The following is a 24,513-nucleotide window of genomic DNA, read 5'->3' as shown; positions in this document are numbered from 1 at the left end:
CCCTGCGCGCCCGGGATCAGTCGAACTCGACCCGCAGGTCCAGCACGGCCGACGGCGCGGTCGGGTCGTCGTCGTCCACCACGGCGAGCAGCCGGACGACGCCGTCCCCGACGTCCCGCAGGGCGAGCCCCTCGACCTTGTGCACGTGCCCGCCGACCTCCGGGATCTGCGCCACCGCCACCACGGTGTCCCCCTCCACGAGGGCCAGCGCGGTGGCCACCACCGGCCCGTCGTCCACGGCGTTCGGGGTGTCCTCGGCGGCGGCGCTGAGCAGCACCCGGCCGTCGGGCAGCGCGACCGCGTCGGTGATCGCCAGGCCCACACCTTCGACCTCGCCGAGCTCGTACTCCTGCGGCCGGTCCACCGGCACCTCGGCAGGCTCTCGTCGGCCCAGGACGGCGGCGACCAGGGCCTCCAGCGGGACGTCCACGCCGGCCGAGCGGACGCCCGCCCGCAGGTTGCCGCGGTTGAACCACCGGATCACGTCCCCGGAGCGGCTCGCGCCCTCGAGGTTGACCGCGTCCATCGGCAGGCCCAGCCGCTCGGCCACCCGCTCGTAGAGCTCGGTCAGCTCGGCGGACCGGACGACCGGCTCCCCGTCCTCCAGCCGCACGACCACCCCGCGCATGCGACGCGGCGAGGAGCCGGACCCGAGCAGCAGCGCCGCGGGTTCACCGTCCACCTCGGCGGGGCAGGCGACCTCCAGATCCGGCTTGAGGTGCTTGGTGCCCTCGGACTCCCGGAACACGTCCAGCCCGTCGACCGGCGGCAGCACCCGCAGCCGGGTGACCGTGTCCGGCCGGCACCAGGCGGCGAACGTGCCGTCGTCCTGGACCACGAGCCAGCCGTCGCCGAGCGGCCCCACCCCGGAGGCCGCGGTGACCGGCGTCCCGTCGTCGAAGCGCAGCGCCCTGGTGCCGTCCACGAAGACCCGCATCGCTGCGGTGTGCCCGCGTCGACCGCCGCTCACGCCCCGGCATCAGCAACGGCCCCGGATCCGTCAGCCGGGATGCGGTGCGGTCAGGTCCAGAGGACGGCGATGAAGACGTTCAGGATCGCCAGCGCACCGGTGGAGTGGAAGAAGGGCAGCGGCGACTTCGGGGCGGCCCGGCCGGCATCGGCGGCCTTCTGCTTGCGGGCGGCCAGGAACACCGTGACCACGGCGAGGACGGTGACGACGAGCTTGACGCCGATCTTCACGTGGTCGACCGCGAGGTCGTCGGCCTCCCGCACCCCCACGAGGGCCAGGCCGGTGACCAGCTGGGTGAGCGCGCCGATCTGCATGAGCTTCGTGTCGAAGTGCGCCTTCCGGCTCACCTGGAACAGGAACGGGCCGATGATCAGGGACAGCCCGATGATGTGGGCGACGACGAGCAGAAGGCGCACGAGCTCCATGGCCAGCAGGCTAACGAGCAGCCGGCCGTGCACCGCGTCACAGCTCGGCTGCAGCCGGTTCCCCGGTTCACCCACCCGGGTGTCGCCGGCCCCCGGCCCTCGAGCCGGGAGCCCCGGCGGCCGATCAGGCACCCATGACCTCGAGCGCCACCCCCACCACGACCCGGCCGCCCGCCATGGTGCGCGCCGCCGCCGTCCACTCCCCCGCCACCGCGGCCGCCCGCGGCCGGCACCGCGCCCCGGAGCTCGGCAGCGAGGCGCCGGTGGCCGGCGACGAGCAGCTGCACCGGCGCGGCCGGCACGCCGACCCCGAGGAAGCCGACTCCCCGGACCGGCCGGGGTTCAGCCGGCGACGCGACTGAGCGGGACCGTCAGCGGGCGCCCAGCACCTCGGCGAGGACGGGGACCAGCGCGGCGAACGCCTGCCCCCGGTGGCTGCGGGCGTCCTTCTCCGCCGGCGTGAGTTCCGCGGAGGTCTGCGACAGCCCGCCGGGCACGAAGACCGGGTCGTAGCCGAAGCCGTTGCTCCCCCGCTTCTCCCGGACGACGGTGCCGCGCCACTCGCGCTCGAGCACCCGCTCGATGCCGTCCGGGGTGACCAGCGCCGCCGCGCACACGAACGCCGCCCCGCGCCGCTCGTCCGGGACGTCGGCGAGCTGACCCAGCAGCAGCGCGGTGTTGGCGTCGTCGTCGCCGTGCCGGCCCGACCAGCGCGCCGAGAGCACGCCGGGCATCCCGTTGAGCGCATCCACGGTGAGCCCCGAGTCGTCGGCCACCGCGGGCAGACCGGTGTGCCGGACCGCCTCGCGCGCCTTGAGCAGTGCGTTCTCCGCGAACGTCGCACCGGTCTCCGGCGCCTCGGGGTACTCCTCGACATCGCGCAGGCCCACGACCTCCACGCCGGGCACGGCGCTCTCCAGCAGCCGCTGCAGCTCGGCGAGCTTGCCGGCGTTGCGGGTGGCCAGCAGGAGCCGGGTGCTCATCGGGCCAGCGCCTCGGCCTGGATGCGGGTGAGCTCGGCGCAGCCGGCCATCGCCAGGTCCAGCAGCGCGTCGAGGGTCGGCCGGTCGAACACCGCACCCTCGGCCGTTCCCTGCACCTCGACGAAGTTCCCGTCGCCGGTGCACACCACGTTCATGTCCGTGCCGGCGCGCACGTCCTCCTCGTAGGGGAGGTCCAGCCGCGGTTCGCCGTCGATGACACCGACGCTCACCGCGGCGACGGACTGGACGATCGCCTTCGGGCGGGCCAGCTTCTTCCGCTCGCCGAGCCACGAGACGGCGTCGGCCAGCGCCACGTAGGCGCCGGTGATGGCCGCCGTCCGCGTGCCGCCGTCGGCCTGCAGGACGTCGCAGTCGATCGCGATGCTGTTCTCCCCCAGCGCACCGAGGTCGACGGCGGCGCGCAGCGAGCGGCCGATGAGCCGGCTGATCTCGTGCGTGCGGCCACCGATCTTCCCTCTGACCGACTCGCGGTCGCCGCGGGTGTGCGTGGCGCGCGGCAGCATCGCGTACTCGGCGGTCACCCAGCCCAGGCCCGAGCCCTTGCGCCAGCGCGGCACGCCCTCGGTGACGCTGGCGGCGCACAGCACCCGGGTGCGGCCGAACTCCACGAGCACCGAGCCCTCGGCGTGGTCGAGCCAGTTGCGGGTGATGGTCACCGGACGGAGCTGGTCGGCCGCACGGCCGTCGGGGCGGGTCACGGCCACCGAGGGTAGTGCGCAGCCCCCGCCACCCCGCCGCGTCCCCGGGCCGGTGCGGCGTTAGCGTCGGCAACCATGGCGTCGTCGACCCTGCCGGATCCGCGACGCGACCGGTGGGAGCGGTCCACCGACTGGATCCTCACCACCGCCGCACTGCTGTTCCTGGTCGCCTACGCCTGGCCGATCCTCGATCCGGACCTCCCCCGGCCGTGGCCGACCGTCTGCCGCTGGGTCACCTGGGCCACCTGGCTGTGGTTCGCCGTCGACTACGGGGTCCGCCTCCGGCTCTCGCGCCACCGGCGGCGGTTCCTCCGGCGCAACCTGTTCGACCTGGCCGTCATCGTCCTCCCTCTGCTGCGGCCGCTGCGGCTGCTCCGCCTGGTCACCCTGCTCAACGCGCTGAACCGGCACGCCGGGCGTTCGCTGCGCGGCCGGGTCGCGGTCTTCGTCGTGGGCGCCACGGCGCTGCTGATGTTCGTCGCCGCCCTCGCCGTGCTCGATGCCGAGCGGGGCCATCCCGACGCGAACGTCGACGGCTTCGGGGAGGCGCTGTGGTGGGCGTTCGCGACCGTCACCACCGTCGGGTACGGCGACCGCTACCCGGTGACGGCCGAGGGGCGGGTGATCGCCGCCGGCCTGATGCTCACCGGCATCGCCCTGCTCGGAGTGATCACCGCGACCTTCGCCTCGTGGCTGGTCGAGCGCGTGCAGCAGGTGGGCGAGGAGTCCGAGGCCATCACCCGTCGCGACCTGCAGGCGCTCACCGAGGAGGTCGCCCGGCTGCGCTCGCTGCTGGCGGCGGGCCCAGCCGCCGACGGGTCCGGCCCGGTCCCGGTGACGTCCCGGCCCGGTTCACCGCACGCCGGACCGGAACACCGGGCAGGATCGCCGCCATGAGATCGGAGCTGCGCGCCGTCCGGACCGGGGGCGTCCCCGTCGTCGTCGACCTGACCGACGACTGCGCCGAGTTCGTGCAGTCGGAGGGTGACGGGCTGCTGCACGTCTTCGTACCGCACGCCACCGCCGGGCTGGCGATCCTGGAGACCGGCTCGGGCAGCGACGACGACCTGCTCGCCCAGCTCGACGAGCTGCTCCCCCGCGACGACCGGTGGCGGCACCGGCACGGCAGCCCCGGGCACGGCCGCGACCACGTGCTGCCCGCCTTCGTCCCACCGCACGCCAGCGTGCCGGTGCTCGAGGGCCGGCTGATGCTGGGCACCTGGCAACGGATCTGCCTGGTGGACACCAACACCGACAACCACCAGCGGCAGGTGCGCTTCTCCTTCCTGCCCGGCTGAGCCGCCCGCCCCCTTGCGAGCGGGGCGCCCCCTTGCGAGCGGGGCGCCCGGACACGGCAGGATGCGCGGCATGACCGAGACCGACGCCACCCCCGTCCGCCTGACCGCCGGCGACCCGGCGCCGGACTTCACGCTGCCCGACGCCGACGGGAACCCGGTGTCGCTGGCCTCCTACCGCGGTCGGCGCGTGATCGTCTACTGCTACCCCGCGGCGCTGACGCCCGGCTGCACCACCCAGGCGATCGACTTCACCGCCGCCGCCGGCGACCTCGCCGAGGCGGGGCTCGACATCATCGGTGTCTCCCCCGACCCGGTGGAGAAGCTGGCCAGGTTCCGGGAGAAGGAGAACCTCCGGATCACGCTGGTCTCCGACCCGGACAAGCAGGTGATGCAGGCCTACGGCGCCTACGGACCGAAGAAGCTGTACGGCAAGGAGGTCGTCGGCGTGATCCGGTCGACGTTCGTGATCGATCCCGAGGGCCGGATCGAGCGCGCCTCCTACAACGTGAAGGCGACCGGGCACGTCGCCAAGCTCCGCCGCGACCTCGGTCTGGACTGACCGGTCACGCCCGCCAGGTGCCCGGCCGCGGCTGGCACTCCGGTGGGCAGGGGTATCCCGGGTCCCAGGGGAAGCCGCCGTCCGGGTGCGCCCAGGTGAGCTGGTAGGCGGGCACGGAGTACTCGTCCGGGCGCTGGTAGAAGCGGTTGGCGCTGAACAGCACCTCTCCCGGGTTGGGCAGCTGCTCGACGGCGAGCAGCTCCCGGCCGCCGGCGATCACCTCGCCGGGGAGCAGGTCGCGGCCCGCGAGGACCAGGCCGGCCACCTCGTTCAGCATGCCGCAGGCCGTCTCGTGCCCCACCCCCACCACGACCAGCTCCGGGTGGCCGACCCCGAACAGGCCGACGGTGTAGCCGAACGGCGGTTCGTCGGACTCCTCCCCCCGCATCACGTACTGCACGGCGACCCGGTGGGCGCGGATCGTCTGTGCCAGCCGGCTGTCCTCCTGGTCGAGCCAGGCGAGCATCTGCGGGTCGGTCGTCATGCCGGCCAGCCTGCGGGGCGGTACCGACATCCGGCCCGTGACGGGGCGGATCTGTGGACGGGCCGCGCACCTGGGGACGGCGCCCCGCCCCTGGACTGCTGCTCAGCCGTCCTCGGCGGCCCGGCGGGCGCGGGCCCTGCGCCGCCCCTCGTGCATCGCCTGCACCCGCGCCACCGGGATCTCGTGCCCCTCGGCCACCAGCGCGGCCGGGAGCCGTTGGGGTGCGGGCAGCAGGGCCGCCCAGTCCCCGAGCCGCTCCGCGCCCGAGGTCACGGTGACGTCGCCCGGGCGCACGGCGTCCAGATCGGCCCAGTCGACGGGCGCGGACACCGGGAGCCCGGGCCGCACCCGGGGGCTGTAGGCGGCGACGACCGTGCCCGTGCCCGACCGGGTGGAGTCGACGAACACCCGGCCCGCCCGCTCCTCCTTGAGGAACGCCGTCGTCGCGATGCCGGGATCCAGCTGCGCCGCCCGCTGCGCGAGCGCCCGCGTGGCCGCGGCGACGTCCTCGACCGGCGAGCCGTGCACCGGTACGACCACGTGCAGCCCCGTGGAGCCGCTGGTCTTCACCGCGCCGGCCAGGCCGGCCTCCGCCAGCGCCCGCCGGGCCAGCCCGGCGACGGCGACGACGGTGGCGAAGTCGGCACCGTCGGGCGGGTCGAGGTCGAGCACAAGGCCGGTGGGCTCGTGGGAGCCGGCCGGGAGGAACGGCACGTGGAACTCCACCGCGCGCTGGTTGGCCAGCCACAGCAGGGTGCGGCGGTCGTCGCAGAGGACCTGGTGCACCTCGCGGTGCGCGGACTCGGCCCAGACCGGCACGGTGCGCACCCAGTCGGGCGCCCCCTTGGCGACGTTGCGCTGCATGAACGGGGCCTGGCCGGGCCGCACCCGCACCACCGACAGCGGACGGCCGGCGAGGAGCGGGACCAGCCGGTCGGCGACGGCGTCGAGGTGGTCGACCAGGGCCCGCTTGGGCACGCCCAGCCCGTCGCCCAGGGGCGAGTCGAGACTGCTCAGCGCCACACCGTCACGTTCCTCGTCGGCCACGCCGGTCACGCTGCCCGGCCGCTGACACCGCGGCAACCGTTCGCCCCCCGGCAACCGGCCCTCTAGAACTCGTAGACCGCTCCGGGGCGCACCAGCTCGGTCTCCGGGAAGACCGCGCTCGCCGCGAACAGCTGCCCGATGTGGTCCACCCAGGCGGGGATGTGGGTCAGCAGCAGGCGCCCGACCCCGGCCGCGGCCGCGTGCTGCGCGGCCTGCCGCCCGGTGAGGTGCAACCCCGGCGGCTGCTCGGGAACGTTGTCGGGGTGCGCCGCCTCGGCGAGCAGGACGTCGGCGCCCCGGGCCAGCTCGACCACCCGGTCGCACGGGCCGGTGTCCCCGGTGTAGACCAGGGACCGCCCGCCCGCGGAGAGCCGGATGGCGTAGGTCTCGACCGGGTGCGCCGTGCGCGCCAGCGCCACCTCGAACGGGCCGATCGTGAGCGCGCCGGGACCGACGGGCACGAAGTCGAAGACGTCGGTGAGCCCGTCGCCGTCCATGTCGTAGGCCAGCGCCAGCCGGCGCTCGGCCCCCACCGGCGCGTACAGCGGCACGAGCGAGCCGGGTGAGCGGCCGGAGTAGCGGTGCCACACCACCAACGGCGCCACGTCGAGGCAGTGGTCGGCGTGCAGGTGGGACAGGAAGACCGCGTCGATGCTCCCCGGGTCGACCAGACCCTGCAGGGCACCGAACGAGCCGTTGCCCAGGTCGAGCACCAGCCGGAAGCCGTCGTGCTCGACGAGGTAGCAGGAGGCGGGCGAGTCCGGGCCGGGGCCGCTGCCGCAGCACCCCACGACGGTCAGCTTCACGCGATGCCCACGCGTCCGGCGCTGAGCACCGCGCCGACCTCGGGACCCAGGAACCGCCGGCCCAGGCGGGCGAACGGCTCCGGGTCGCCGGTGGCCAGGAAGACGTGCTCCGGCGGTGCCGCGCCGGGATCGCGCAGGAGGTCGGTGCGGGTGAGCACCCGGTAGACGTCCTTGGCCGTCTCCTCGGCGCTGGAGACCAGCGTGACGTCGTCCCCGAGGACGACGGACAGCACGCCGGTGAGCAGCGGGTAGTGGGTGCAGCCGAGGACGACGGTGTCCACGCCGGCCGCGAGCAGCGGGTCGAGGTAGGACTGCGCGAGGCCGAGCAGCTGGCGGCCGCTGGTGACCCCCCGCTCGACGAAGTCGACGAAGCTGGGGCAGGCCGCCGAGGTGACCGACACGTGCGGCGCCGCGGCGAACGCGTCGTCGTAGGCGCCGCTGGTGACGGTGGCCTGGGTGCCGATCACGCCGATCCGGCCGTTGCGGGTGGCGGCGATGGCCCGGCGCGCGGCGGGCAGGACGACCTCCACCACCGGGAGGTCGTAGCGCTCGCGGGCGTCGCGCAGCGAGGCGGCGCTGGCCGAGTTGCACGCGACGACGAGCATCTTGACGCCGCTGTCGACGAGTTCGTCCATCACCGCGAGCGAGTGCCGGCGCACCTCGGCGATCGGCAGCGGGCCGTACGGACCGTTCGCGGTGTCGCCGATGTAGCGGACCGCCTCGTTCGGCAACTGGTCCAGCACGGCACGGGCGACGGTGAGCCCGCCGACGCCCGAGTCGAAGATCCCGATCGGCGCGTCTGCTCCGCGCCCGGCTGTGGTCGTCCCCATGTCGCCGGTCAGGCTAGCCGCCGCCTCCGACGGCCGCCCGGACGGCCGGGGGTGATGGTCGTCGCCGTGCACCGCCGGCGCCCGAAAAGCGCCGAGCGCCCCCTCCCGGCGGGGAGGGGGCGCTCGGCGCGGGTCCGTCCGGCAGCTCAGGCCCAGAGCTGCCCTTCGAGGGCGGAGGTGGCCTCCTCGAGGGTGCCGGCGTAGGCGCCGGTCGAGAGGTACTTCCAGCCGCCGTCGCAGACGATGAAGACGATGTCGGCCGCACGTCCCGCCGCGACCTCCTTGTCGGCGATCCCCAGGGCCGCGTGCAGGATCGCGCCGGTGGAGATGCCGGCGAAGATGCCCTCGCGCTCCACCAGCTGGCGGGTGCGGTGGATGGCGTCCTCCGGGCCCACGGAGAACCGGGAGTCCAGCAGCGAGGCGTCGTACAGCTCGGGGATGAACCCCTCGTCGATGTTGCGCAGCCCGTAGACCAGCTCGCCGTAGCGGGGCTCGGCGGCGATCACCTGCACCCCCGGCTTGTGCTCCCGCAGGTACCGGGAGACACCCATGAGCGTGCCGGTGGTGCCCAGGCCCGCGACGAAGTGGGTGATCGACGGGAGGTCGGCCACGATCTCGGGGCCGGTCCCCTCGTAGTGCGCCAGCGCGTTCGCCGGGTTGCCGTACTGGTAGAGCATCACCCAGTCGTCGTGCTCCGCGGCCAGCTCCTTGGCCATGGCGACGGCCTGGTTGGAGCCGCCCGCCGCCGGCGAGGAGATGATCTGCGCCCCGTACATCTCCAGCAGCTGACGGCGCTCGACCGAGGTGTTCTCCGGCATGACGCAGATCAGCTGGTAGCCGCGCTGGCGGGCCACCATGGCCAGCGAGATGCCGGTGTTGCCGCTGGTGGGCTCGAGGATGGTCGACCCGGGCTGCAGGAGCCCCTCCTTCTCGGCCGCCTCGATCATCTTGATCGCGGCGCGGTCCTTGATGGAGCCGGTGGGGTTGTGGTCCTCGAGCTTGGCCCACAGGCGCACGTCGGAGGTCGGCGAGAGGTTCGGCAGCCCCACGAGCGGGGTGCCGCCGAGCGAGTCGACGAGTGAGGCGAAGCGGGCCATGGGAACTCTTCCGGGAGCGGGGCGGGAGACGGGGAGCGGGAGCCGCTCAGCAGCCGCCCGCGACCGCCGGGAGGATCGTCACCGAGTCGCCGTCCTTGACCTGGGTGTCCAGGGCGCCGGTGAAGCGGACGTCCTCGTCGTTGACGTAGACGTTGACGAAGCGGTGCAGCTTGCCCTCCTCGGTGACGAGGCGGTTCTTCAGACCCGAGTGCTTGCTGTCGAGGTCGTCGATGAGCGCGGCCAGCGTGTCCCCGCTGCCCTCGACGGTCTTGTTGCCGCCGGTGTGGGTGCGCAGGATGGTCGGGATCCGGACCTCGATGGCCATGGCGTGCTTCTCCTCGGGAACGTCGATGTGAGGGGGGCGCTGCGCGCGGCAGCGGTGGTGCGTCTGAACCGGGGCAACACCCGGGGGCCGCCGTCGATTCCGGACGGCGGCGGAGGTTCCCCGTCAGTCGTAGACGACGGTCGTCGGCGAGTGCCCGAAGAGGTAGGACTCGACGATCTCGACCTCCTCCTCCGACACCTCCCCGTCGACGATGCGGTAGCTGCGGAACTCCACCTCGTCGCCGGCCAGGCCGGTCTCCGGACCGTGGTGGCGGGTGGACACCAGCACGTAGTGCGTGCGGGGGTCGGCGGCCGGTCCGGAGGCGTACCCGATGTCGGTGCGGGACGGGTAGGCCTCGGTGGCGGTGTGCGAGTGGTAGACGACGACGGGCCACTCGTCCCGGTCGTCGAGGTCGCGGTACAGCGCGAGCAGGTCGGCGCTGTCGAACTCGTAGAACGTCGGCGACCGCGCCGCGTTCAGCATCGGGACGAAGCGTTCGGGGCGCTCGGTCCCCTCGGGCCCGGCGACGACGCCGCAGGCCTCGTCCGGATGGTCCTTCCGGGCGTGGGCCACGATGGCGTCGTAGGTCGCGCGGTCGATGCGCAGCACGGGGTCAGTCTAGGCGTGCCCGTCCGGCCGGTCCGGCGTCGCCCCCGGAGGGCACCCGCGGGCGGCCGTCCGGAGACCGGTGCGGACCGATACGGTCGCTCCCGTGTGGGTCCCGTCGCTCCTGATCGCCGGCGTCGTGCTGCTGGCCCTGCCTGCGCTGTTCCTGGGTGCCCGGGGGCTGTTCGCGCACCGGGGCTACAGCTCGGCGCACCCCGGCGACCGGGCCCCTGTCGTGGTCATCGTGGCGCTGCGCGCGCTGCTCCTGCTGCTGCTGTTCAGCATCTCCGCCCTGGTGCTGGTCTCCACGATCGGCGCGCTGGCCGCCGACGTCGAGCTCCACGGCATGGTCCACGTCCTCTTCGTCCTGGACCTGCTGGTGGCCGCGCTGGTGCTGCTCACCTTCGGCCGGCGCGAACGTCGACCAGCGCGTCGACGAGCGAGCCCTGCAGCGCGGTGAGCCAGTAGTAGACCGCCAGCTGGTGGTCGCCCTCGTCGACGATCTCCTCGGGCGGCTCGGACTCCTCGCTGATGTCCAGGCGCGTGCCCAGCGCCAGCCGCAGGTCGTTGCTGGTGCGCAGCCAGGCCCCCGCCTGGTCGGTGTCCAGCCGCACCTCTCCCCCGTCGGCCGGCAGGGTGGCGCGCACGGTGGCGAGGTCGTCGGCCTTGCCGCCGCGCAGCGACTGCTCGGTCAGGTCGCGGTAGTCCTCGGCCAGCGCGGGGTCCGAGCGGTGGCCGGCCGGGAACAGCCGGGCGATCACCGGGTCGCCGGTGCTGTCGGCCGGGTCGGCGCCCAGCAGCTGGTCCAACTGGTCGAGCAGCAGCCCGACGATGCCGGCCTCCGCCCGGTCCAGACGGGCGACCAGCCGGCCGCCACGGGCCCGGAACGGCTTCACGCGTCCTCCTCGGCGCTCGTCACGGGCTCGCTCACGAGTCGCGCTGGTAGCTGGCCCACAGCCCGTAGGCGTGCAACCGGCTGGTGTCGTGCTCCATCCGCTCCCGCGGGCCCGAGCTGACGATCGCCCGGCCGTCGTGGTGCACCTGCAGCATCAGCGCGGTCGCCGTCGGCTCGTCGTAGCCGAACAGCTCCTGCAGCACGAACGTCACGTACGTCATGAGGTTGACCGGGTCGTTCCAGACGATGGTCACCCACGGGCGGTCGAGATCGCCGAGCTCCTCCTCGGTCGTCTCGGGGGCCCGGGTCGGGGCGAGCGGTCCGGCCACGGGTCCACCTTAGGACGTGGCGCGGCCGGGGGCGGCGGGTCCGCTTACGCTCCGGACCCATGCCGACGGCTACCGCGCTGCTCACCGACCGCTACGAGCTCACGATGCTGGCCGCGGCGCTGGCCGACGGCACGGCCGACCGGGACTGCGTGTTCGAGGTGTTCGCCCGCCGGCTCCCACACGGCCGCCGCTACGGGGTGGTCGCCGGCACCGGGCGGCTGCTCGAGGCCCTGCCGGCGTTCCGGTTCGGCGACGACGAGCTGGCGGCCCTCCGGGCCCAGGGGCTGACCGACGCCCGGCTGCTGGACCGGCTGGCCGATTTCCGCTTCAGCGGGGAGATCGACGGCTACGCGGAGGGTGAGCTGTTCTTCCCGGGCTCGCCGGTGCTGACCGTGCGCGCGCCGTTCGGCGAGGGGGTGCTGCTGGAGACGCTGGCCCTGTCGATCCTCAACCACGACTCCGCCATCGCCTCGGCGGCCGCCCGCATGGTGGCCGCCGCCTGCGAGCGGCCGTGCATCGAGATGGGGTCGCGGCGCACCCACGAGGAGGCCGCCGTCGCCGCCGCCCGCGCCGCGCACCTGGTCGGCTTCGGGGCCAGCTCGAGCCTCGAGGCCGGCCGGCGCTACGGCGTCCCCACGACCGGTACGAGCGCGCACGCCTTCACGCTGCTGCACGACGACGAGCGCGCGGCCTTCCGCGCCCAGGTGGACGCCCTCGGGGTGGGGACGACGCTGCTGGTGGACACCTACGACGTGGAGCAGGGCATCCGGACGGCGATCGAGGTCGCCGGCCCGGGGCTCGGTGCGATCCGGCTCGACTCCGGTGACCTGCCGACCCTGGCGACCCGCGCCCGGCAACTGCTCGACGAGCTCGGCGCGACCGGCACCCGGGTGATCGTCACCAGCGACCTCGACGAGTACGCCATCGCCGGGCTCATGGCCGCGCCGGTGGACGGCTACGGCGTCGGGACGTCGCTGGTCACCGGTTCGGGGGCGCCCACCGCCGGGATGGTCTACAAGCTGGTGGAGCGGGACGGCGTCCCGGTCGCGAAGCGATCGGAGGGCAAGAATTCCGTGGGTGGCCGCAAGTACGCGGTGCGCCGGCACGCGCCCGACGGGACGGCCACGGCCGAGGTGGTCAGCAGTGCTGCGGTCGAGCCCCGCCCGGGTGACCGCGACCTGGTGGTGCCGCTCGTCCGCGACGGGGAGCTCTGCGATCCCGCCTCCCCCGGCGAGGCCCTGCAGCGCGCCCGGCAGCACCACGCGCGGGTGCGCGAGGCCCTGCCCGCCGAGGCCTGGGCGCTGTCCCGCGGCGAGGCCGCCCTGGAGACGCTGACCGCCTGAACCGGGAGGATGGACCCATGACCCGCGCGCTGATCGTCGTGGACGTGCAGAACGACTTCTGCGAGGGCGGCAGCCTGGCCGTGGCCGGTGGCGCCGCGGTCGCGGCCGCCGTCACCGAGCACGTGCGGACGGCGGGCTACGACCACGTCGTGGCCACCCGCGACCACCACATCGACCCCGGGGACCACTTCGCCGCCGCACCGGACTTCGTCGAGACCTGGCCGGAGCACTGCGTCGTCGGCACCGGCGGGGTGGAGCTGCACCCCGCACTGGACCGCGGCCCGATCGAAGCGGTGTTCGACAAGGGCGAGTACGCCGCGGCCTACTCGGGCTTCGAGGGTTCCGCGGACGGCGTCGGGCTGGCCGACTGGCTGCGCGGCCGGGGGGTCGAGGCGGTCGACGTCGTCGGCATCGCCACCGACCACTGCGTCCGGGCCACCGCGCTCGACGCCGTCGCCGCGGGGTTCGCCACGCGCGTGCTGCTCCCGCTCACCGCCGGCGTCTCCGCGGCGACCACCGAGGCAGCCCTCGACCAGCTCCGCACCGCCGGCGTCGAGGTGACGGGGTCGCCCCGCACGGCGTGAGCGCCGCCGCGATGACGTCCACCCTCACGGCGAGGTGTCCTCCCACGGCGCCCCCGGTGAGGGAGGACACGCCACGATCAGGCGAACTGATCATGGCGGCGGGAACGAGCGCTAGACCGCGTCCATCACCTCGTCTCGGGTGAAGCCGAGCACCTGCAGCACGGCGTCCAGGTAGGGCTGGTTCAGCGCGGTGTGCGCCTGCTCGCGCACGAACGGCTTGGCGTTGAACGCGATGCCCAGGCCCGCGGTGTTGAGCATGTCGAGGTCGTTCGCGCCGTCGCCGACGGCCACGGTCTGGTCCAGCGGGATGCCGTACTGGGCGGCGAACCGCTCCAGCGCCCGCGCCTTGCCCGGCCGGTCGACGATCTCCCCGACCAGGCCGCCGGTGAGCCGGCCGTCGACGACCTCCAGCGTGTTGGCCGCCGCGAAGTCCAGCCCGAGGCTCTCGGCGAGCGGATCGGTGATCTGGGTGAACCCGCCGCTGACGATGCCGCACCGGAACCCGAGACGCTGCAGGGTGCGGATGAGGGTGCGCGCGCCCGGGGTCAGGACCAGGTGCTCCCGCACCTCGTCGAGGACCTCCTCGGGCAGCCCGGCCAGCACGGCCACGCGGGCCCGCAGCGACTCGGCGAAGTCGAGCTCGCCGTTCATCGCGGCGGCGGTGATGCGGGCGACCTCCGCGGCCCGGCCGGCCCGCGCGGCCAGCTCGTCGATCACCTCGCCGCGGACCAGCGTGGAGTCGACGTCGAGCACGATCAGCCGCTTGCTGCGCCGCGCGACCCCCACCTGCTCGACGGCGATGTCCGCCCCGGTGGACGCCGCCACGGAGGCCAGGGCGGTGCGCAGCGCGGTCGCCTCGGCACCGGAGACGGTGAGCTCGAAGCTGGTGACCGGGTAGTCCGACAGCCGCCGGATGGCGTCGATGTTGCCGCCGATGCCCGCCACGGCCTGGGCGGCTCCGGCCACCGCCTCGGGGGGCACCGGGCGGCCCAGCACGATGACGTGGTGCGGCCGGCCCGCGGCGTCGCCGACGGCGGCCGCACCGGACGCCGGTTCCACGGTGACGTCGAGCCCGACCGCCGCGGCGACGACGCCGGCCGTGCGGCGCAGATGGGCCAGGAAGGCCGCGCCGTCCACGGCGGGCCCGCCGTCGCGGGGCAGCGCGCCGACGACGACGCCGAGCACCAGGTGCCCGTGCACCACCACCTGCTCGACGTCGAGCACCTCCACCGCGGGCACGCCCCCGGCGGCGCCGGCCAGCGCCGAGAACAGCCGGGCGGTGACCCCGGGCCGATCGGCGCCGGTGACGGTGAGCACCGCCCGAGGTGTCGGGGCGTCCTGGACCGGGAGGGCTTCGAGCGGCACGCCGTCATCGTGCCGCACCTGCTGGACGGCCCCGGGCACTCCCCCCGGCGCCTGCCCGGCCGGGCCCGGAACGGCCGAACGCCCCGCGGGCCGGAGGGCCTGCGGGGCGTTCGGGCTCGTTCCCCTCGAGGAAAGGAAGCGTGCCTTACGTCGGGTCGGGGTCGTTGGGGCCCTGACGCGGGCCGCTGTCCCCGACCAGCTCGCTCACGCCGCCGTACGGCTCGTGCCGCTTGCCGGCGTGGGCCTCGGCCTGCAGCCGCTCGGCAAGGTGCGGGTAGTGCGCCTCGAACGCCGGGCGCTCGGACCGGATCCGCGGGATCTCCACGAAGTTGTGCCGCGGCGGCGGCGATGAGGTGGCCCACTCGAGGCTGTTGCCGGCGCCCCACGGGTCGTCGCGCAGGGCCAGCTGACCGTACTTCCAGGACTTCACCACGTTGTAGAGGAACGGGATGATCGAGGCGCCGAGGATGAAGGACCCGATCGTGGAGACCGTGTTCAGCACCGTGAAGGCGTCGGTGTCCAGGTAGTCGACGTACCGGCGCGGCATGCCCTCGTTGCCCAGCCAGTGCTGGACGAGGAACGTGGCGTGGAAGCCGATGAAGGTGAGCCAGAACTGCAGCTTGCCCAGCCGCTCGTCCATCATCCGGCCGCACATCTTGGGGAACCAGAAGTAGATGCCGGCGTAGGCGGCGAACACCACGGTGCCGAAGACGACGTAGTGGAAGTGGGCGACGACGAAGTAGCTGTCGTTGACGTGCCAGTCCAGCGGCGGGCTGGCCAGCAGCACACCGGTCAGCCCACCCAGCAGGAACGTGACCATGAAGCCGATCGAGAACAGCATCGGCGTCTCGAAGGTCATCTGACCGCGCCACATGGTGCCGATCCAGTTGAAGAACTTGATGCCGGTCGGCACGGCGATCAGGTAGGTCAGGAAGGCGAAGAAGGGCAGCAGCACCGCGCCGGTGGCGAACATGTGGTGCGCCCAGACCGCCAGCGAGAGGGCGCCGATGGCGATCGTCGCGAAGACCATGCCCTTGTAACCGAACAGCGGCTTGCGGGCGAAGACCGGGATGATCTCGGTGACGATGCCGAAGAACGGCAGCGCGATGATGTAGACCTCGGGGTGCCCGAAGAACCAGAACAGGTGCTGCCACAGCATCGGGCCGCCGTTCTCATCCGAGTAGATGAGCCCACCGAGGTTGCGGTCGTACAGCATGCCCATGATGGCGGCGGTCAGGATCGGGAAGGCCAGCAGGACCAGCATGCTGGTGACCAGCGTGTTCCAGGTGAAGATCGGCATCCGGAACAACGTCATGCCCGGCGCGCGCAGGCAGACGATCGTGGCGATGAAGTTGACGCCACCGAGGATCGTGCCCAGACCGCTGACCGCCAGGCCGGCGAACCACATGTTGGCGCCCGGGCCCGGGGAGTTCACCACGTTCGACAGCGGGGCGTAGGCGTACCAGCCGAAGTCGGCCGCCCCGCCCGGCGTCAGGAAGCCCGAGACCGCGATCAGGCTACCGAAGAGGAACAGCCAGTAGGAGAAGGCGTTCAGCCGCGGGAAGGCGACGTCGGGGGCGCCGATCTGCAGCGGCATGATCAGGTTCGAGAACGCGAAGAACAGCGGCGTCGCGAACATCAGCAGCATGATCGTGCCGTGCATCGTGACCAGCTGGTTGTACTGCTCCGGCGACAGGAACTGCAGACCCGGCCGCGCCAGCTCGCCCCGCATCAGCAGGGCCATGAGGCCACCGCCGATGAAGAAGGCGAACGACGTGGTCAGGTACATCAGACCGATGGTCTTGTGGTCGGTGGTCCGCAGCAGGTTCGAGAGCCGCGAGCCCTTTTCGACCACGTGAGCCGGGCTGGGCCGGCTCACGATGGGCGCCGGTGCAATCGTCACGGCTCGCAGCTTAGACCGTGCCGTGCGGCACCTCAGTTCGGGCGGGTCGGGCGCGCCGGAGGGATCACCGGACCCGCCGGTAGGAGGCGACGTCGACCGAGACCGTGACCTCCAGGAAGGGCGGCCGGCCGGCCAGCGACGACGCGATCCCGGCGGCCGTGAGGTGCCGCGCGTGCGGCCCCATCCCGACCAGGGTCGTCACCGCCGCGTGGTCCAGCCGCAGGGTCCGCCGGTGGCTCGCGGCGGCCTCGCGCACCAGGTGCGGTTCCAGGGTCGCGGTGAGCCGCTCGGCCTTGCCGGGGTCCACCCGCAGCAGCCCGAGCGGCCCGACGATCTCGGCCAGGTGGTCCTGTCCCGGCGTCACGACCACCAGCCGCCCGTCCGGGCGGAGCACCCGGGCGATCTCCGGGCCGTTGCGCGGCGCGAAAACCACGAGCACCCGGTCGACGGCGCCGTCGCGCACCGGCAGCCGCGCCCAGGTGTCGGCGACCACCGCGACGGACCGCGGGTGCGCCCGCGCCGCCCGGCGGGCGGCGTAGCGGCTGGCGTCCAGCACGACCCCGACCGCGTCGGGGAGCCCGTCGAGCAGCCGGGCCAGGTGGTGGCCGGTGCCGCCACCGAGGTCGAGCAGGGTGCCCGGCTCCCCCGGCGCGGTGACCGCCTCGGCCAGCGCGGAGGTGACCGGGTCGTAGTGACCGGCGGAGAGGAAGGACACCCGGTCGGCGACCATCTCGGCCGAGTCCCCGGTGGCCGGCCGGCGTCCCGGCGGCAGCAGCGTGAGGTGCCCCTGCCGGGCGCGGTCGACGGCGTGCCCCTCGGCGCAGCGCAGCCCGGTGCCCCCCGGCGCGATGGCGAACGGGGCGGCGCAGACCGGGCAGGCGAGCAGCGCGACGGCCCGCGGGTCCAGCGGCGGGGCGCTCACCGGCGGGGCGGCACCGGGTGGAAGGTCACGTCCCGCAGCCGCCCGGCGTCGGCGACCGCGGTGACGTAGGTGCCGTGCGGCTGGCGGCGCCGGTCCGTGGGCGAGCCCGGGTTGAGCAGCCGCAGGCCGGACGGCGCGGTGGTGTCCCAGGGGATGTGGCTGTGCCCGAAGACCAGCACGTCGACGTCGGGGAACCGGGCGGCGCAGCGCGCCTCGCGCCCCTTCGCGTCGCCGGTCTCGTGGACGACGGCGAAGCGGATGCCCTCGATCTCTGCCCGGGCCACCTCGGGGAGGCGCTCCCGCAGCGGGCCGTGGTCGTTGTTGCCGTACACCGCGACCAGCCGCCGGGACCGCTCCTCGAACCGGTCGAGCAGGGCCGCCTCGACCCAGTCCCCCGCGTGCACCACGACGTCGGCCGCATCGATCGCCGACCACAGCGGATGAGGTAGGTCACGCGCCCGCTTCGGGACGTGCGTGTCCGAGGTGACCACCAGGGAGACCGGCACGACCCCATCGTCGCAGGCGGCTACCGTCCGGCCGCGGCCGATCGACCGGCCGCACCCCGTACGACCACGACGCCGGCGCGGCCGGCGCGACGCTGGACGCCACGCAGCAGGTGGGCGCCTCGATCGGCACCGCGGTGCTGGCCTCGCTCTCGGTGGCCGCGATCAGCGCCTACACCGCCGACGCGCTCACCTCGGGCGGCGACCAGGGAGGGCCTGCCGGCCGACGGGGACGCCGTCGTCCACGTGGGGTAGCGCCTCGTCGTGGACCCGGCGCGGGGGCCGGGGGCCTCCCCGCCGGGTCCATCTCGGGAGCTCAGCGGGCGTCGGGCACGGTCTCCGGTCGCGGTGCCGTCCGGGCGGACGCCGCCGCCATGGCGCGCAGCCGGGCGTTGTAGGCCTCGAGCTCCGCGCCGCCGTCGCGGTCGGCGGTCCGGTCGAGCGTGCGCGCCCGCCGGTCGTCCGACCGGGCCCAGGAGAAGAAGACGACGGCCATGACCAGCACCGTGGGCAGCTCCCCGAAGGCCCAGACGATGCCGCCGGCCACGCCCTGGTCGCGGAGCGGATCGATCCCCCAGCCGGCCGGCGGATCGGCGAACGTGTCGACCACCAGCGACCCGGCCATCATGATCGCGACGCCGAAGAAGGCGTGGAAGGGCACCGGCAGGAACAGCTCGAGCATCCGGCCGGGGTGGCTCAGCGTCCGGGGCCAGGGGTCGTGGGCCACGATCGGGCCGAAGAACAGCAGCCCGGTGACGACGAAGTGGGCGAGCATGAACTGGTGCCCGGCGGGGCTGGACATCAGCGCGTCGAACAGCGGCGTGAAGTAGACGCCGTAGAGGCTGGCGATGAACAGCGGCACGGTGAACAGCGGGTGCGCGACGAACCGCGCCGCCCGGCTGTGCAGGGCCTCCAGCAGCAGCGCGCGGGGCGCACCGGCCGGACCGCGGCCGCGCGGCAGGGTGCGCAGGGCGAGGGTCACCGGGGCGGCGAGGAGCAGCAGCAGCGGCGTGATCAGCGACAGCACCATGTGCTGGGCCATGTGGACGCTGAAGATCACCATGCTGTAGCCGTTGAGCCAGGTGCCGGTGACGGCGAACAGGGACGCGACGCCACCGATCCAGGCGAGGGTGCGCCACCACGGCCAGCTCACCCCGGAGCGGCGCAGCCGGGCCACCGCGGCGAGGTAGACCACCAGGCCGACGATGCTGAGCATCGCGAGGACCGACCAGCCCTCAAGGTGCGGCAGGAACATCCGCCCCCACGTCGGCGGTTCCGCCGGGACCCACATGCCCGAGTGGTGCCCGTGCTCCACCGCGATCTCCTCCTGCCGGCCGGTCGTGCACCGTCCACTGTCCCACTCGGGGAGGCCGCCCGGCCGACCCCGTCCCGGCGGCGGGGCCGCTCAGTCGTGGACGGGGGCCTCGTGGGTGGCGTGCGTCTCGGCCTCCAGCTGGAAGGTGCAGTGCTCCATGTCGAAGTGGCTCCCGAGGCAGGCGCAGAGCGCGTCGAGCACCCGGCCGCCGTGGCCGTCGGCCAGCGCCTCGTCGGAGACGACGACGTGCGCGGAGAGCACGGGCAGGCCGGAGGTGATCGTCCAGGCGTGCAGGTCGTGCACGCCGAGGACGCCGTCGACGGCGACGATGTGCGCCCGCACCTCGTCGAGGTCGACCCCCCGCGGTGCGGCCTCCAGCAGGACGTCGAGCGCGTCCCGGAGCAGGTGCCAGGCGCGGGGCAGGACCAGGCAGCCGATGACCAGCGAGGCGACGGTGTCGGCGGGCGTCCAGCCGGTGGCGGTGATGACCACGGCGGCGACGATGACCGCGACCGAGCCGAGCGCGTCGGCCAGCACCTCGAGGTAGGCCCCCCGCACGTTGAGCGACTCGCCGCGGCCGCGGTGCAGCACCGCGAGACCGATCAGGTTCACCACCAGCCCGACCACCGCGATGGCGAGCATCAGGCCCGAGCCGATCTCGGGCGGGTCGCCGATCCGCCGGACCGCCTCGACGAGCACGTAGCCGGCCACCCCGAGCAGCAGGACGCCGTTGGCGACCGCCGCCAGGATCTCCGCGCGCTGCCAGCCGAAGGTCCGCCGCCCCCGGGCCGGGCGCTGGGCGAGCGTCACCGCCCCCAGCGCGAGCGCGATGCCGGCGGCGTCCGTGGCCATGTGCCCGGCATCGGCCAGGAGGGCGAGGGACCCCGAGAGCACCGCACCGACCACCTCGGCGGCGAGCACCCCGACGGTGAGCACCAGAACGACGCCGAGCCGGCGGCGCTGCGCACCCGCAGCCGTTCCCGCACCGTGCGCGTGGCCGTGCCCCATGACCTGGTCTCCCCTCCCTCCCCGGACGGACACCGGGAGTCTCCCCCATGCGCGACGCCCCCTGCCGGATCGTCCGGCGGGGGGCGTCGTCGCGGTGGTGCCGGCGGTCAGATGGCGACGCCGCGCTCCCGCAGCCACGGCACGGGGTCGATCCGCTGCCCGTCGATGCCGCCGACGTGCACCTCGAAGTGGAGGTGCGGGCCGGTCGACTGGCCGCGGTTGCCGAGCAGGGCGATGGTGTCGCCGGCCCGGACGACCTGGCCCGGCTCGACCAGGATCTCGTCCATGTGGCCGTAGACCGTGACGTCGCCGTTCTCGTGCTGGATGTACACGGCCAGGCCGTAGCCGCTGGCCGCGCCGGCCTCGAGCACGACGCCGTCCATCGCCGCGTACTCCGGGGTGCGCATGGGGGCGGCGAGGTCGATGCCGGCGTGCAGCGTGCCCCACCGGGCGCCGAAGCCGCTGGTGAGGCGAGCACCGGCGACGGGGAGCACGGCCTTCGGGCGGGCCGCCTCGGCGGCGGCACGCTCGGCCTCCTCGGCGGCGAGCCGGTCGGCCTCGGCCTGGGCGTCCGCGGCGGCGGTCCGCTCCGCGTCGCGGGTGGTGCGGCTGACCACCATCTCGCGCAGCCGCGAGGTGTCCTCCTCGTCGACGACCTCGGTGGCGGCGGAGCCCTCGATGCCCAGCTGCGCGGCCACGCTGACCGAGTGGCTGACCGGCTGGGTCGCCACGGTGGCCGGCTCGACGACGGAGGCACCGCTGACGCCGAGCCCGCCGACGAGCGCGGCGGCGAGGTAGAGCGCGGCGCGCCGGCGCCCCGACGGCGGGCGGCGGGTCAGCAGCCCGCGGCGCCCACCGGCCACGGCGGCGACGACGCCGGCCGGATCCGCGTCGTCGCGCACGGGCTCGACGGACGCGGCTGCCGGCGACGGCGCCGCGGGAGCGTCCTTCACGACCACCACGACGGCGGCCTCGGGGCCGGCCTGCGGGGGGTCGACCAGCGCGGCCACGTCGGTGACCGGGGCCAGGGTGCCGAGGTCGACGGCGGACCGCTTGTACGGCGTCGGCCTGCGCCGCGCCACGGCCGCGTCGGCCGCGACCTTGGCCGCGATCGCCCGCACCACGGCGGCACGCGCGGCGGTGGGCGTCGCGGCGCCGGCCGTCCCGGCGCGGTGCTTGCCGGCGCTGCGGGACTGCGGGCGGCTGTCCGGCGTGGCGGGCTGCTCGCCCGCGACCGGCGAGGTCGCCGCCGTCGCGGTCACGGCCTTCGTCGTCGCGGTGCGCTGCTTCGTCGGTCCGGTGGTGCCCGTGCCCCGGGTACCGGTCGCGGACCTCGCGGCCTTCGTCGCGGCGGCGGCGGTGCGCCCGGCCGTGGCGGCCTTCCGGGTGGCGGCCCGTGCGGTGGCGACCCTGGCGGTCGCCGCCTTGGCGGTCGCCGCGGTCATGGCGCCGGCCTTCGCGCCCGCGGCCTTCGCCGTGGCCGTGCGGGCGGCCTTGGTGCGAGCTGCCGGGGTGCCGGCGGCGCGCGCCGCGGCGGGACGGGTGGTCGGGTCGGTGACCGGGCGGGCCTTGGCCTGCTGCGCCTTCCCCTGGCGCTGCGGCGGGACCGTGGACGTGGCCTTCCCCTCGACGTCCCCGCTGGTGGAGCGGACCGGGGCGAGCGCCGTGGTGGCCGTCTCGGCCGGCGCCGCGCCCTCCTCGAGGAGGCGGTCGTGGTGGAGCGAACTCATGCACCTGACTTCCGTCGGCGGACATTGCAGAGCGGCTCCCGGGGAGAGGAGCGGGGCCCATGTAAACACGCCGTGATGGGTTCGTGATCTGACGACGGGGGTACTGACCTGCAGTTCTGTGAACCGGATCACCGAGATTCACGACTGTCGATCACCTGGGCGTAGGGGTGGATCAACGCAGCGTCACGAACACGCCGTGGATAGTTGAGAGTGGCGCGATCCGGCTCACGTAGGGGAAAGAGCCCCTTTTCACCGGTCCGATCGAGGGAGATCCCGCATGCGCGCAGTGACTTGGCACGGCCGAGGAGACGTCCGGGTGGACACCGTTCCGGACCCCACCATCCAGGACCAGACGGACGTCATCGTCGAGATCACCTCGAGCGGCATCTGCGGGTCCGACCTCCACCTCATCGAGGTGCTGGCGCCTTTCATGACCGTCGGCGACATCATGGGTCACGAGCCGATGGGCATCGTGCGCGAGGTCGGCCGCGAGGTCACCGCCGTCAAGCCCGGCGACCGGGTCGTCGTCCCGTTCAACATCTCCTGCAACACCTGCTGGACGTGCTCGCAGGGGCTGCACTCGCAGTGCGAGACGACGCAGAACCGTGAGCAGGGCATGGGCGCCTCGCTCTTCGGCTACACCAAGCTCTACGGCCAGGTGCCGGGCGGTCAGGCCGAGTACCTCCGGGTGCCGTTCGGCAACACGCTCCCGATCAAGGTGCCCGACGCTCCGCTCGACGACCGGTTCGTCTACCTCTCCGACGTGCTGCCCACGGCCTGGCAGGCGGTCCAGTACGCCGGCATCCCCGAGGGCGGCAGCGTGCTGGTGCTGGGCCTGGGCCCCATCGGCGACATGGCCACCCGCATCGCCAAGCACCTGGGCGCCGGGCAGGTCATCGCCTCCGACGTCGTGCCCGAGCGGCTGGCCCGCGCCCGGCGCAACGGCATCACCGTCATCGACTCGACCGACCAGGCCGAGGTCGTCGCCCGGGTGCGCGACCTCACCGACGGCCGGGGACCCGACGCGGTCATCGACGCCGTCGGCATGGAGGCGCACGGCTCCCCGCTCGCCACCATCGCGCAGAAGGCGACCGCCGTGGTCCCCGACGCGATCATGGAGCGGGTCATGACGGTGGTGGGCATCGACCGGCTGGCGGCGCTGAACACCGCCATCGAGGCCGTGCGCCGCGGCGGCACCATCTCGCTGTCCGGTGTCTACGGCGGAGCCACCGACCCGCTGCCGCTCATGCGGATGTTCGACAAGCAGATCCAGCTGCGCATGGGCCAGGCCAACGTCTGGCGCTGGGTGCCCGACATCCTGCCGCTGCTGCTGGAGGGCGACCCGCTGGGCGTCGACGAGTTCGCCACCCACCGGGTGCCGCTGGAGCAGGCGCCGGAGGCCTACGCGAACTTCCGCCAGAAGAAGGACGGCGCCGTCAAGGTGCTGCTCCAGCCGTGACCGCACGCCGGGCCGGGGAGGCATCTTCTCCCCGGCCCGGCCGCGCATGTCCGTCCGGCAGCGGGTAGGGCACTGCCATGACGATCTCCACCGCCGAGAACTCCGGCACCTACCGCATCGGGGACCGCGAGGTCCACCGCCTGGGCTACGGGGCCATGCAACTGGCCGGTCCGCACGTGATGGGCCCCCCGGCCGACCGGGACGCCGCGATCGCCGTGCTCCGGCGCGCCGTCGAGCTCGGGGTGGACCACATCGACACCAGCGACTACTACGGCCCCACCGTGGTCAACGAGCTGATCCGCGAGGCGCTGCACCCCTATCCCGAGGACCTGGTCATCGTGACCAAGGTGGGGGCCCGCCGGGACGCGGACGGCGGCTGGCCGGAGGCGCTCGACCCCGCGGACCTGCGCCGCGCCGTCCAGGAGAACATCGACCACCTCGGCGTCGAGGCGCTCGACGTGGTGAACCTGCGGATGCCCGGCTTCGACGAGCCGGTGCAGCGCTCGCTGGCCGAGCCGTTCGAGGCGCTGGCGGCGATGCAGCAGGAGGGGCTCGTCCGGCACCTCGGGGTCAGCAACGTGACGCCGCAGATGTTCGCCGAGGCCCGGGCCATCGCCCCCGTGGTCTGCGTGCAGAACCACTACAACCTCGTGCACCGCGCGGACGACCCGCTCGTCGACGCCCTCGCCCGCGAGGACATTGCCTACACGCCCTTCTTCCCCCTCGGCGGGTTCAGCCCGCTGCAGTCGGCCGCGCTGGAGACGGTCGCCCGCCGCCTGGAGACGACGCCGATGCAGGTCGCGCTGGCCTGGCTGCTGGCCCGCTCCCCCAACCTGCTGCTGATCCCCGGGACCTCGTCGCTGACGCACCTCGAGGAGAACCTGCAGGCCGGGGCGCGCGTGCTGGGGCCGGCCGAGCTGGAGGAGCTGGACCGCTTCGGCGGCCCCGGCGAGCCCTACGTCGACCTCTGACCGCGGGGCACACGACGGTCGCGGCCCCGGGCCGCCG

General features: G+C 74.2%; 29 protein-coding genes. 9 read left to right on the top strand and 20 right to left on the bottom strand.

Annotated elements, in window-relative coordinates; all coding sequences use genetic code 11:
• Positions 1-16: 16 nt before the first annotated feature.
• Entirely contained in the window at positions 17-937 is a 921-nt protein-coding gene (locus tag ACI790_RS04155; protein ID WP_456568517.1) for a DUF6910 family protein, read from the bottom strand.
• Positions 938-1,020: 83 nt separating this feature from the next.
• Positions 1,021-1,395 (bottom strand): hypothetical protein, encoded by a 375-nt coding sequence (locus ACI790_RS04150; RefSeq protein ID WP_456568516.1) that lies wholly within the window; start codon positions 1,393-1,395, stop codon positions 1,021-1,023.
• Between the two features lie 134 nt (positions 1,396-1,529).
• On the opposite strand from ACI790_RS04150, the gene ACI790_RS04145 reads away from it, so the two are divergent.
• Positions 1,530-1,757: a hypothetical protein gene (locus ACI790_RS04145; RefSeq protein WP_456568515.1), complete on the top strand. Its 228-nt coding sequence runs from the start codon at positions 1,530-1,532 to the stop codon at positions 1,755-1,757.
• Between the two features lie 9 nt (positions 1,758-1,766).
• Here ACI790_RS04145 and rdgB read toward each other — a convergent pair whose 3' ends face one another.
• On the bottom strand, positions 1,767-2,378 hold the full coding sequence (gene rdgB / locus ACI790_RS04140) for an RdgB/HAM1 family non-canonical purine NTP pyrophosphatase (protein ID WP_456568514.1): 612 nt from the start codon (positions 2,376-2,378) through the stop codon (positions 1,767-1,769).
• Positions 2,375-3,097, bottom strand: a complete 723-nt coding sequence (rph, locus tag ACI790_RS04135) for a ribonuclease PH (RefSeq protein ID WP_456568513.1) — start codon at positions 3,095-3,097, stop codon at positions 2,375-2,377. The genes rdgB and rph overlap by 4 nt, the downstream gene beginning before the upstream one ends.
• Before the next feature lie 75 nt (positions 3,098-3,172).
• Here rph and ACI790_RS04130 point away from each other — a divergent pair, with 75 nt between their 5' ends.
• From ACI790_RS04130 to bcp, 3 genes are all read left to right on the top strand, one after another.
• Positions 3,173-3,994 (top strand): potassium channel family protein, encoded by an 822-nt coding sequence (locus tag ACI790_RS04130; protein WP_456568512.1) that lies wholly within the window; start codon positions 3,173-3,175, stop codon positions 3,992-3,994.
• The gene (locus ACI790_RS04125) at positions 3,991-4,395 is read left to right on the top strand and encodes a YjbQ family protein (RefSeq protein WP_456568511.1); all 405 of its coding nucleotides are present in this window, start codon (positions 3,991-3,993) and stop codon (positions 4,393-4,395) included. Before ACI790_RS04130 ends, ACI790_RS04125 begins: the two co-directional genes overlap by 4 nt.
• A 70-nt stretch (positions 4,396-4,465) precedes the next feature.
• Entirely contained in the window at positions 4,466-4,954 is a 489-nt protein-coding gene (bcp, locus tag ACI790_RS04120) for a thioredoxin-dependent thiol peroxidase (protein WP_456568510.1), read from the top strand.
• A gap of 4 nt (positions 4,955-4,958) precedes the next feature.
• Here the strand turns inward: bcp and ACI790_RS04115 are convergent, their stop codons facing one another.
• The 7 genes from ACI790_RS04115 to ACI790_RS04085 form a co-directional block, all read right to left on the bottom strand.
• On the bottom strand, positions 4,959-5,438 hold the full coding sequence (locus tag ACI790_RS04115) for a DUF4262 domain-containing protein (protein WP_456568509.1): 480 nt from the start codon (positions 5,436-5,438) through the stop codon (positions 4,959-4,961).
• A gap of 102 nt (positions 5,439-5,540) precedes the next feature.
• Complete coding sequence (locus ACI790_RS04110) at positions 5,541-6,485, bottom strand: DNA polymerase domain-containing protein (RefSeq protein ID WP_456568508.1); 945 nt, start codon at positions 6,483-6,485, stop codon at positions 5,541-5,543.
• A 62-nt stretch (positions 6,486-6,547) separates the two neighbouring features.
• Positions 6,548-7,291: an MBL fold metallo-hydrolase gene (locus ACI790_RS04105; RefSeq protein ID WP_456568507.1), complete on the bottom strand. Its 744-nt coding sequence runs from the start codon at positions 7,289-7,291 to the stop codon at positions 6,548-6,550.
• Positions 7,288-8,121 carry a glutamate racemase gene (gene murI / locus ACI790_RS04100; RefSeq protein ID WP_456568506.1) on the bottom strand — a complete coding sequence of 278 codons (834 nt, stop codon included), beginning with the start codon at positions 8,119-8,121 and terminating at the stop codon, positions 7,288-7,290. The genes ACI790_RS04105 and murI overlap by 4 nt, the downstream gene beginning before the upstream one ends.
• Positions 8,122-8,267: 146 nt before the next feature.
• Positions 8,268-9,218, bottom strand: coding sequence for a PLP-dependent cysteine synthase family protein (locus tag ACI790_RS04095; protein WP_456568505.1), 951 nt, complete (start codon positions 9,216-9,218; stop codon positions 8,268-8,270).
• A gap of 46 nt (positions 9,219-9,264) precedes the next feature.
• Positions 9,265-9,543, bottom strand: a complete 279-nt coding sequence (locus tag ACI790_RS04090; RefSeq protein WP_104528681.1) for a MoaD/ThiS family protein — start codon at positions 9,541-9,543, stop codon at positions 9,265-9,267.
• Between the two features lie 123 nt (positions 9,544-9,666).
• Positions 9,667-10,152 (bottom strand): Mov34/MPN/PAD-1 family protein, encoded by a 486-nt coding sequence (locus ACI790_RS04085; RefSeq protein ID WP_456568504.1) that lies wholly within the window; start codon positions 10,150-10,152, stop codon positions 9,667-9,669.
• Positions 10,153-10,255: 103 nt separating this feature from the next.
• On the opposite strand from ACI790_RS04085, the gene ACI790_RS04080 reads away from it, so the two are divergent.
• The gene (locus ACI790_RS04080) at positions 10,256-10,609 is read left to right on the top strand and encodes a hypothetical protein (RefSeq protein ID WP_456568503.1); all 354 of its coding nucleotides are present in this window, start codon (positions 10,256-10,258) and stop codon (positions 10,607-10,609) included.
• Here ACI790_RS04080 and ACI790_RS04075 read toward each other — a convergent pair.
• Positions 10,548-11,045 (bottom strand): DUF2017 family protein, encoded by a 498-nt coding sequence (locus tag ACI790_RS04075; RefSeq protein ID WP_456568502.1) that lies wholly within the window; start codon positions 11,043-11,045, stop codon positions 10,548-10,550. The two genes, ACI790_RS04080 and ACI790_RS04075, sit on opposite strands and share 62 nt — an antisense overlap.
• A gap of 31 nt (positions 11,046-11,076) precedes the next feature.
• Positions 11,077-11,373 (bottom strand): ATP-dependent Clp protease adapter ClpS, encoded by a 297-nt coding sequence (gene clpS / locus ACI790_RS04070; protein ID WP_456568501.1) that lies wholly within the window; start codon positions 11,371-11,373, stop codon positions 11,077-11,079.
• A 59-nt stretch (positions 11,374-11,432) separates the two neighbouring features.
• On the opposite strand from clpS, the gene ACI790_RS04065 reads away from it, so the two are divergent.
• Together ACI790_RS04065 and ACI790_RS04060 are read left to right on the top strand one after the other, a co-directional pair.
• The gene (locus tag ACI790_RS04065) at positions 11,433-12,716 is read left to right on the top strand and encodes a nicotinate phosphoribosyltransferase (protein ID WP_456568500.1); all 1,284 of its coding nucleotides are present in this window, start codon (positions 11,433-11,435) and stop codon (positions 12,714-12,716) included.
• Positions 12,717-12,733: 17 nt separating this feature from the next.
• Positions 12,734-13,300 (top strand): isochorismatase family protein, encoded by a 567-nt coding sequence (locus ACI790_RS04060; protein ID WP_456568499.1) that lies wholly within the window; start codon positions 12,734-12,736, stop codon positions 13,298-13,300.
• A 111-nt stretch (positions 13,301-13,411) separates the two neighbouring features.
• On the opposite strand, the gene serB is transcribed toward ACI790_RS04060, so the two are convergent.
• The 7 genes from serB to ACI790_RS04025 all read right to left on the bottom strand — a co-directional run bounded on the left by serB (position 13,412) and on the right by ACI790_RS04025 (position 22,046).
• A complete protein-coding gene (gene serB, locus ACI790_RS04055) occupies positions 13,412-14,665 on the bottom strand; it encodes a phosphoserine phosphatase SerB (RefSeq protein WP_456568498.1) in 1,254 nt (417 codons plus the stop codon).
• 145 nt (positions 14,666-14,810) lie between these two features.
• Positions 14,811-16,568, bottom strand: a complete 1,758-nt coding sequence (gene ctaD / locus ACI790_RS04050) for an aa3-type cytochrome oxidase subunit I (RefSeq protein WP_456568497.1) — start codon at positions 16,566-16,568, stop codon at positions 14,811-14,813.
• Between the two features lie 64 nt (positions 16,569-16,632).
• Positions 16,633-17,475: a methyltransferase domain-containing protein gene (locus ACI790_RS04045; RefSeq protein ID WP_456568556.1), complete on the bottom strand. Its 843-nt coding sequence runs from the start codon at positions 17,473-17,475 to the stop codon at positions 16,633-16,635.
• A gap of 11 nt (positions 17,476-17,486) precedes the next feature.
• On the bottom strand, positions 17,487-17,996 hold the full coding sequence (locus ACI790_RS04040; RefSeq protein WP_456568496.1) for a metallophosphoesterase family protein: 510 nt from the start codon (positions 17,994-17,996) through the stop codon (positions 17,487-17,489).
• Positions 17,997-18,309: 313 nt separating this feature from the next.
• Positions 18,310-19,308 carry a cytochrome c oxidase assembly protein gene (locus ACI790_RS04035; protein WP_456568495.1) on the bottom strand — a complete coding sequence of 333 codons (999 nt, stop codon included), beginning with the start codon at positions 19,306-19,308 and terminating at the stop codon, positions 18,310-18,312.
• A 90-nt stretch (positions 19,309-19,398) separates the two neighbouring features.
• Positions 19,399-20,316, bottom strand: a complete 918-nt coding sequence (locus ACI790_RS04030) for a cation diffusion facilitator family transporter (RefSeq protein ID WP_456568494.1) — start codon at positions 20,314-20,316, stop codon at positions 19,399-19,401.
• Between the two features lie 107 nt (positions 20,317-20,423).
• On the bottom strand, positions 20,424-22,046 hold the full coding sequence (locus ACI790_RS04025; protein ID WP_456568493.1) for a M23 family metallopeptidase: 1,623 nt from the start codon (positions 22,044-22,046) through the stop codon (positions 20,424-20,426).
• A gap of 316 nt (positions 22,047-22,362) precedes the next feature.
• Between ACI790_RS04025 and ACI790_RS04020 the strand changes: the two genes are divergently transcribed.
• Both ACI790_RS04020 and ACI790_RS04015 read left to right on the top strand, forming a co-directional pair.
• Positions 22,363-23,505, top strand: a complete 1,143-nt coding sequence (locus ACI790_RS04020) for an alcohol dehydrogenase catalytic domain-containing protein (RefSeq protein ID WP_456568492.1) — start codon at positions 22,363-22,365, stop codon at positions 23,503-23,505.
• Positions 23,506-23,582: 77 nt separating this feature from the next.
• Complete coding sequence (locus ACI790_RS04015) at positions 23,583-24,476, top strand: oxidoreductase (RefSeq protein ID WP_456568491.1); 894 nt, start codon at positions 23,583-23,585, stop codon at positions 24,474-24,476.
• The last annotated feature ends 37 nt before the right edge of the window (positions 24,477-24,513 follow it).

This window comes from Blastococcus sp. SYSU DS0539 (assembly GCF_054050855.1).
Note: the sequence above shows the minus strand (reverse complement) of the source record. Positions and strands in the feature narration are given on the sequence as shown.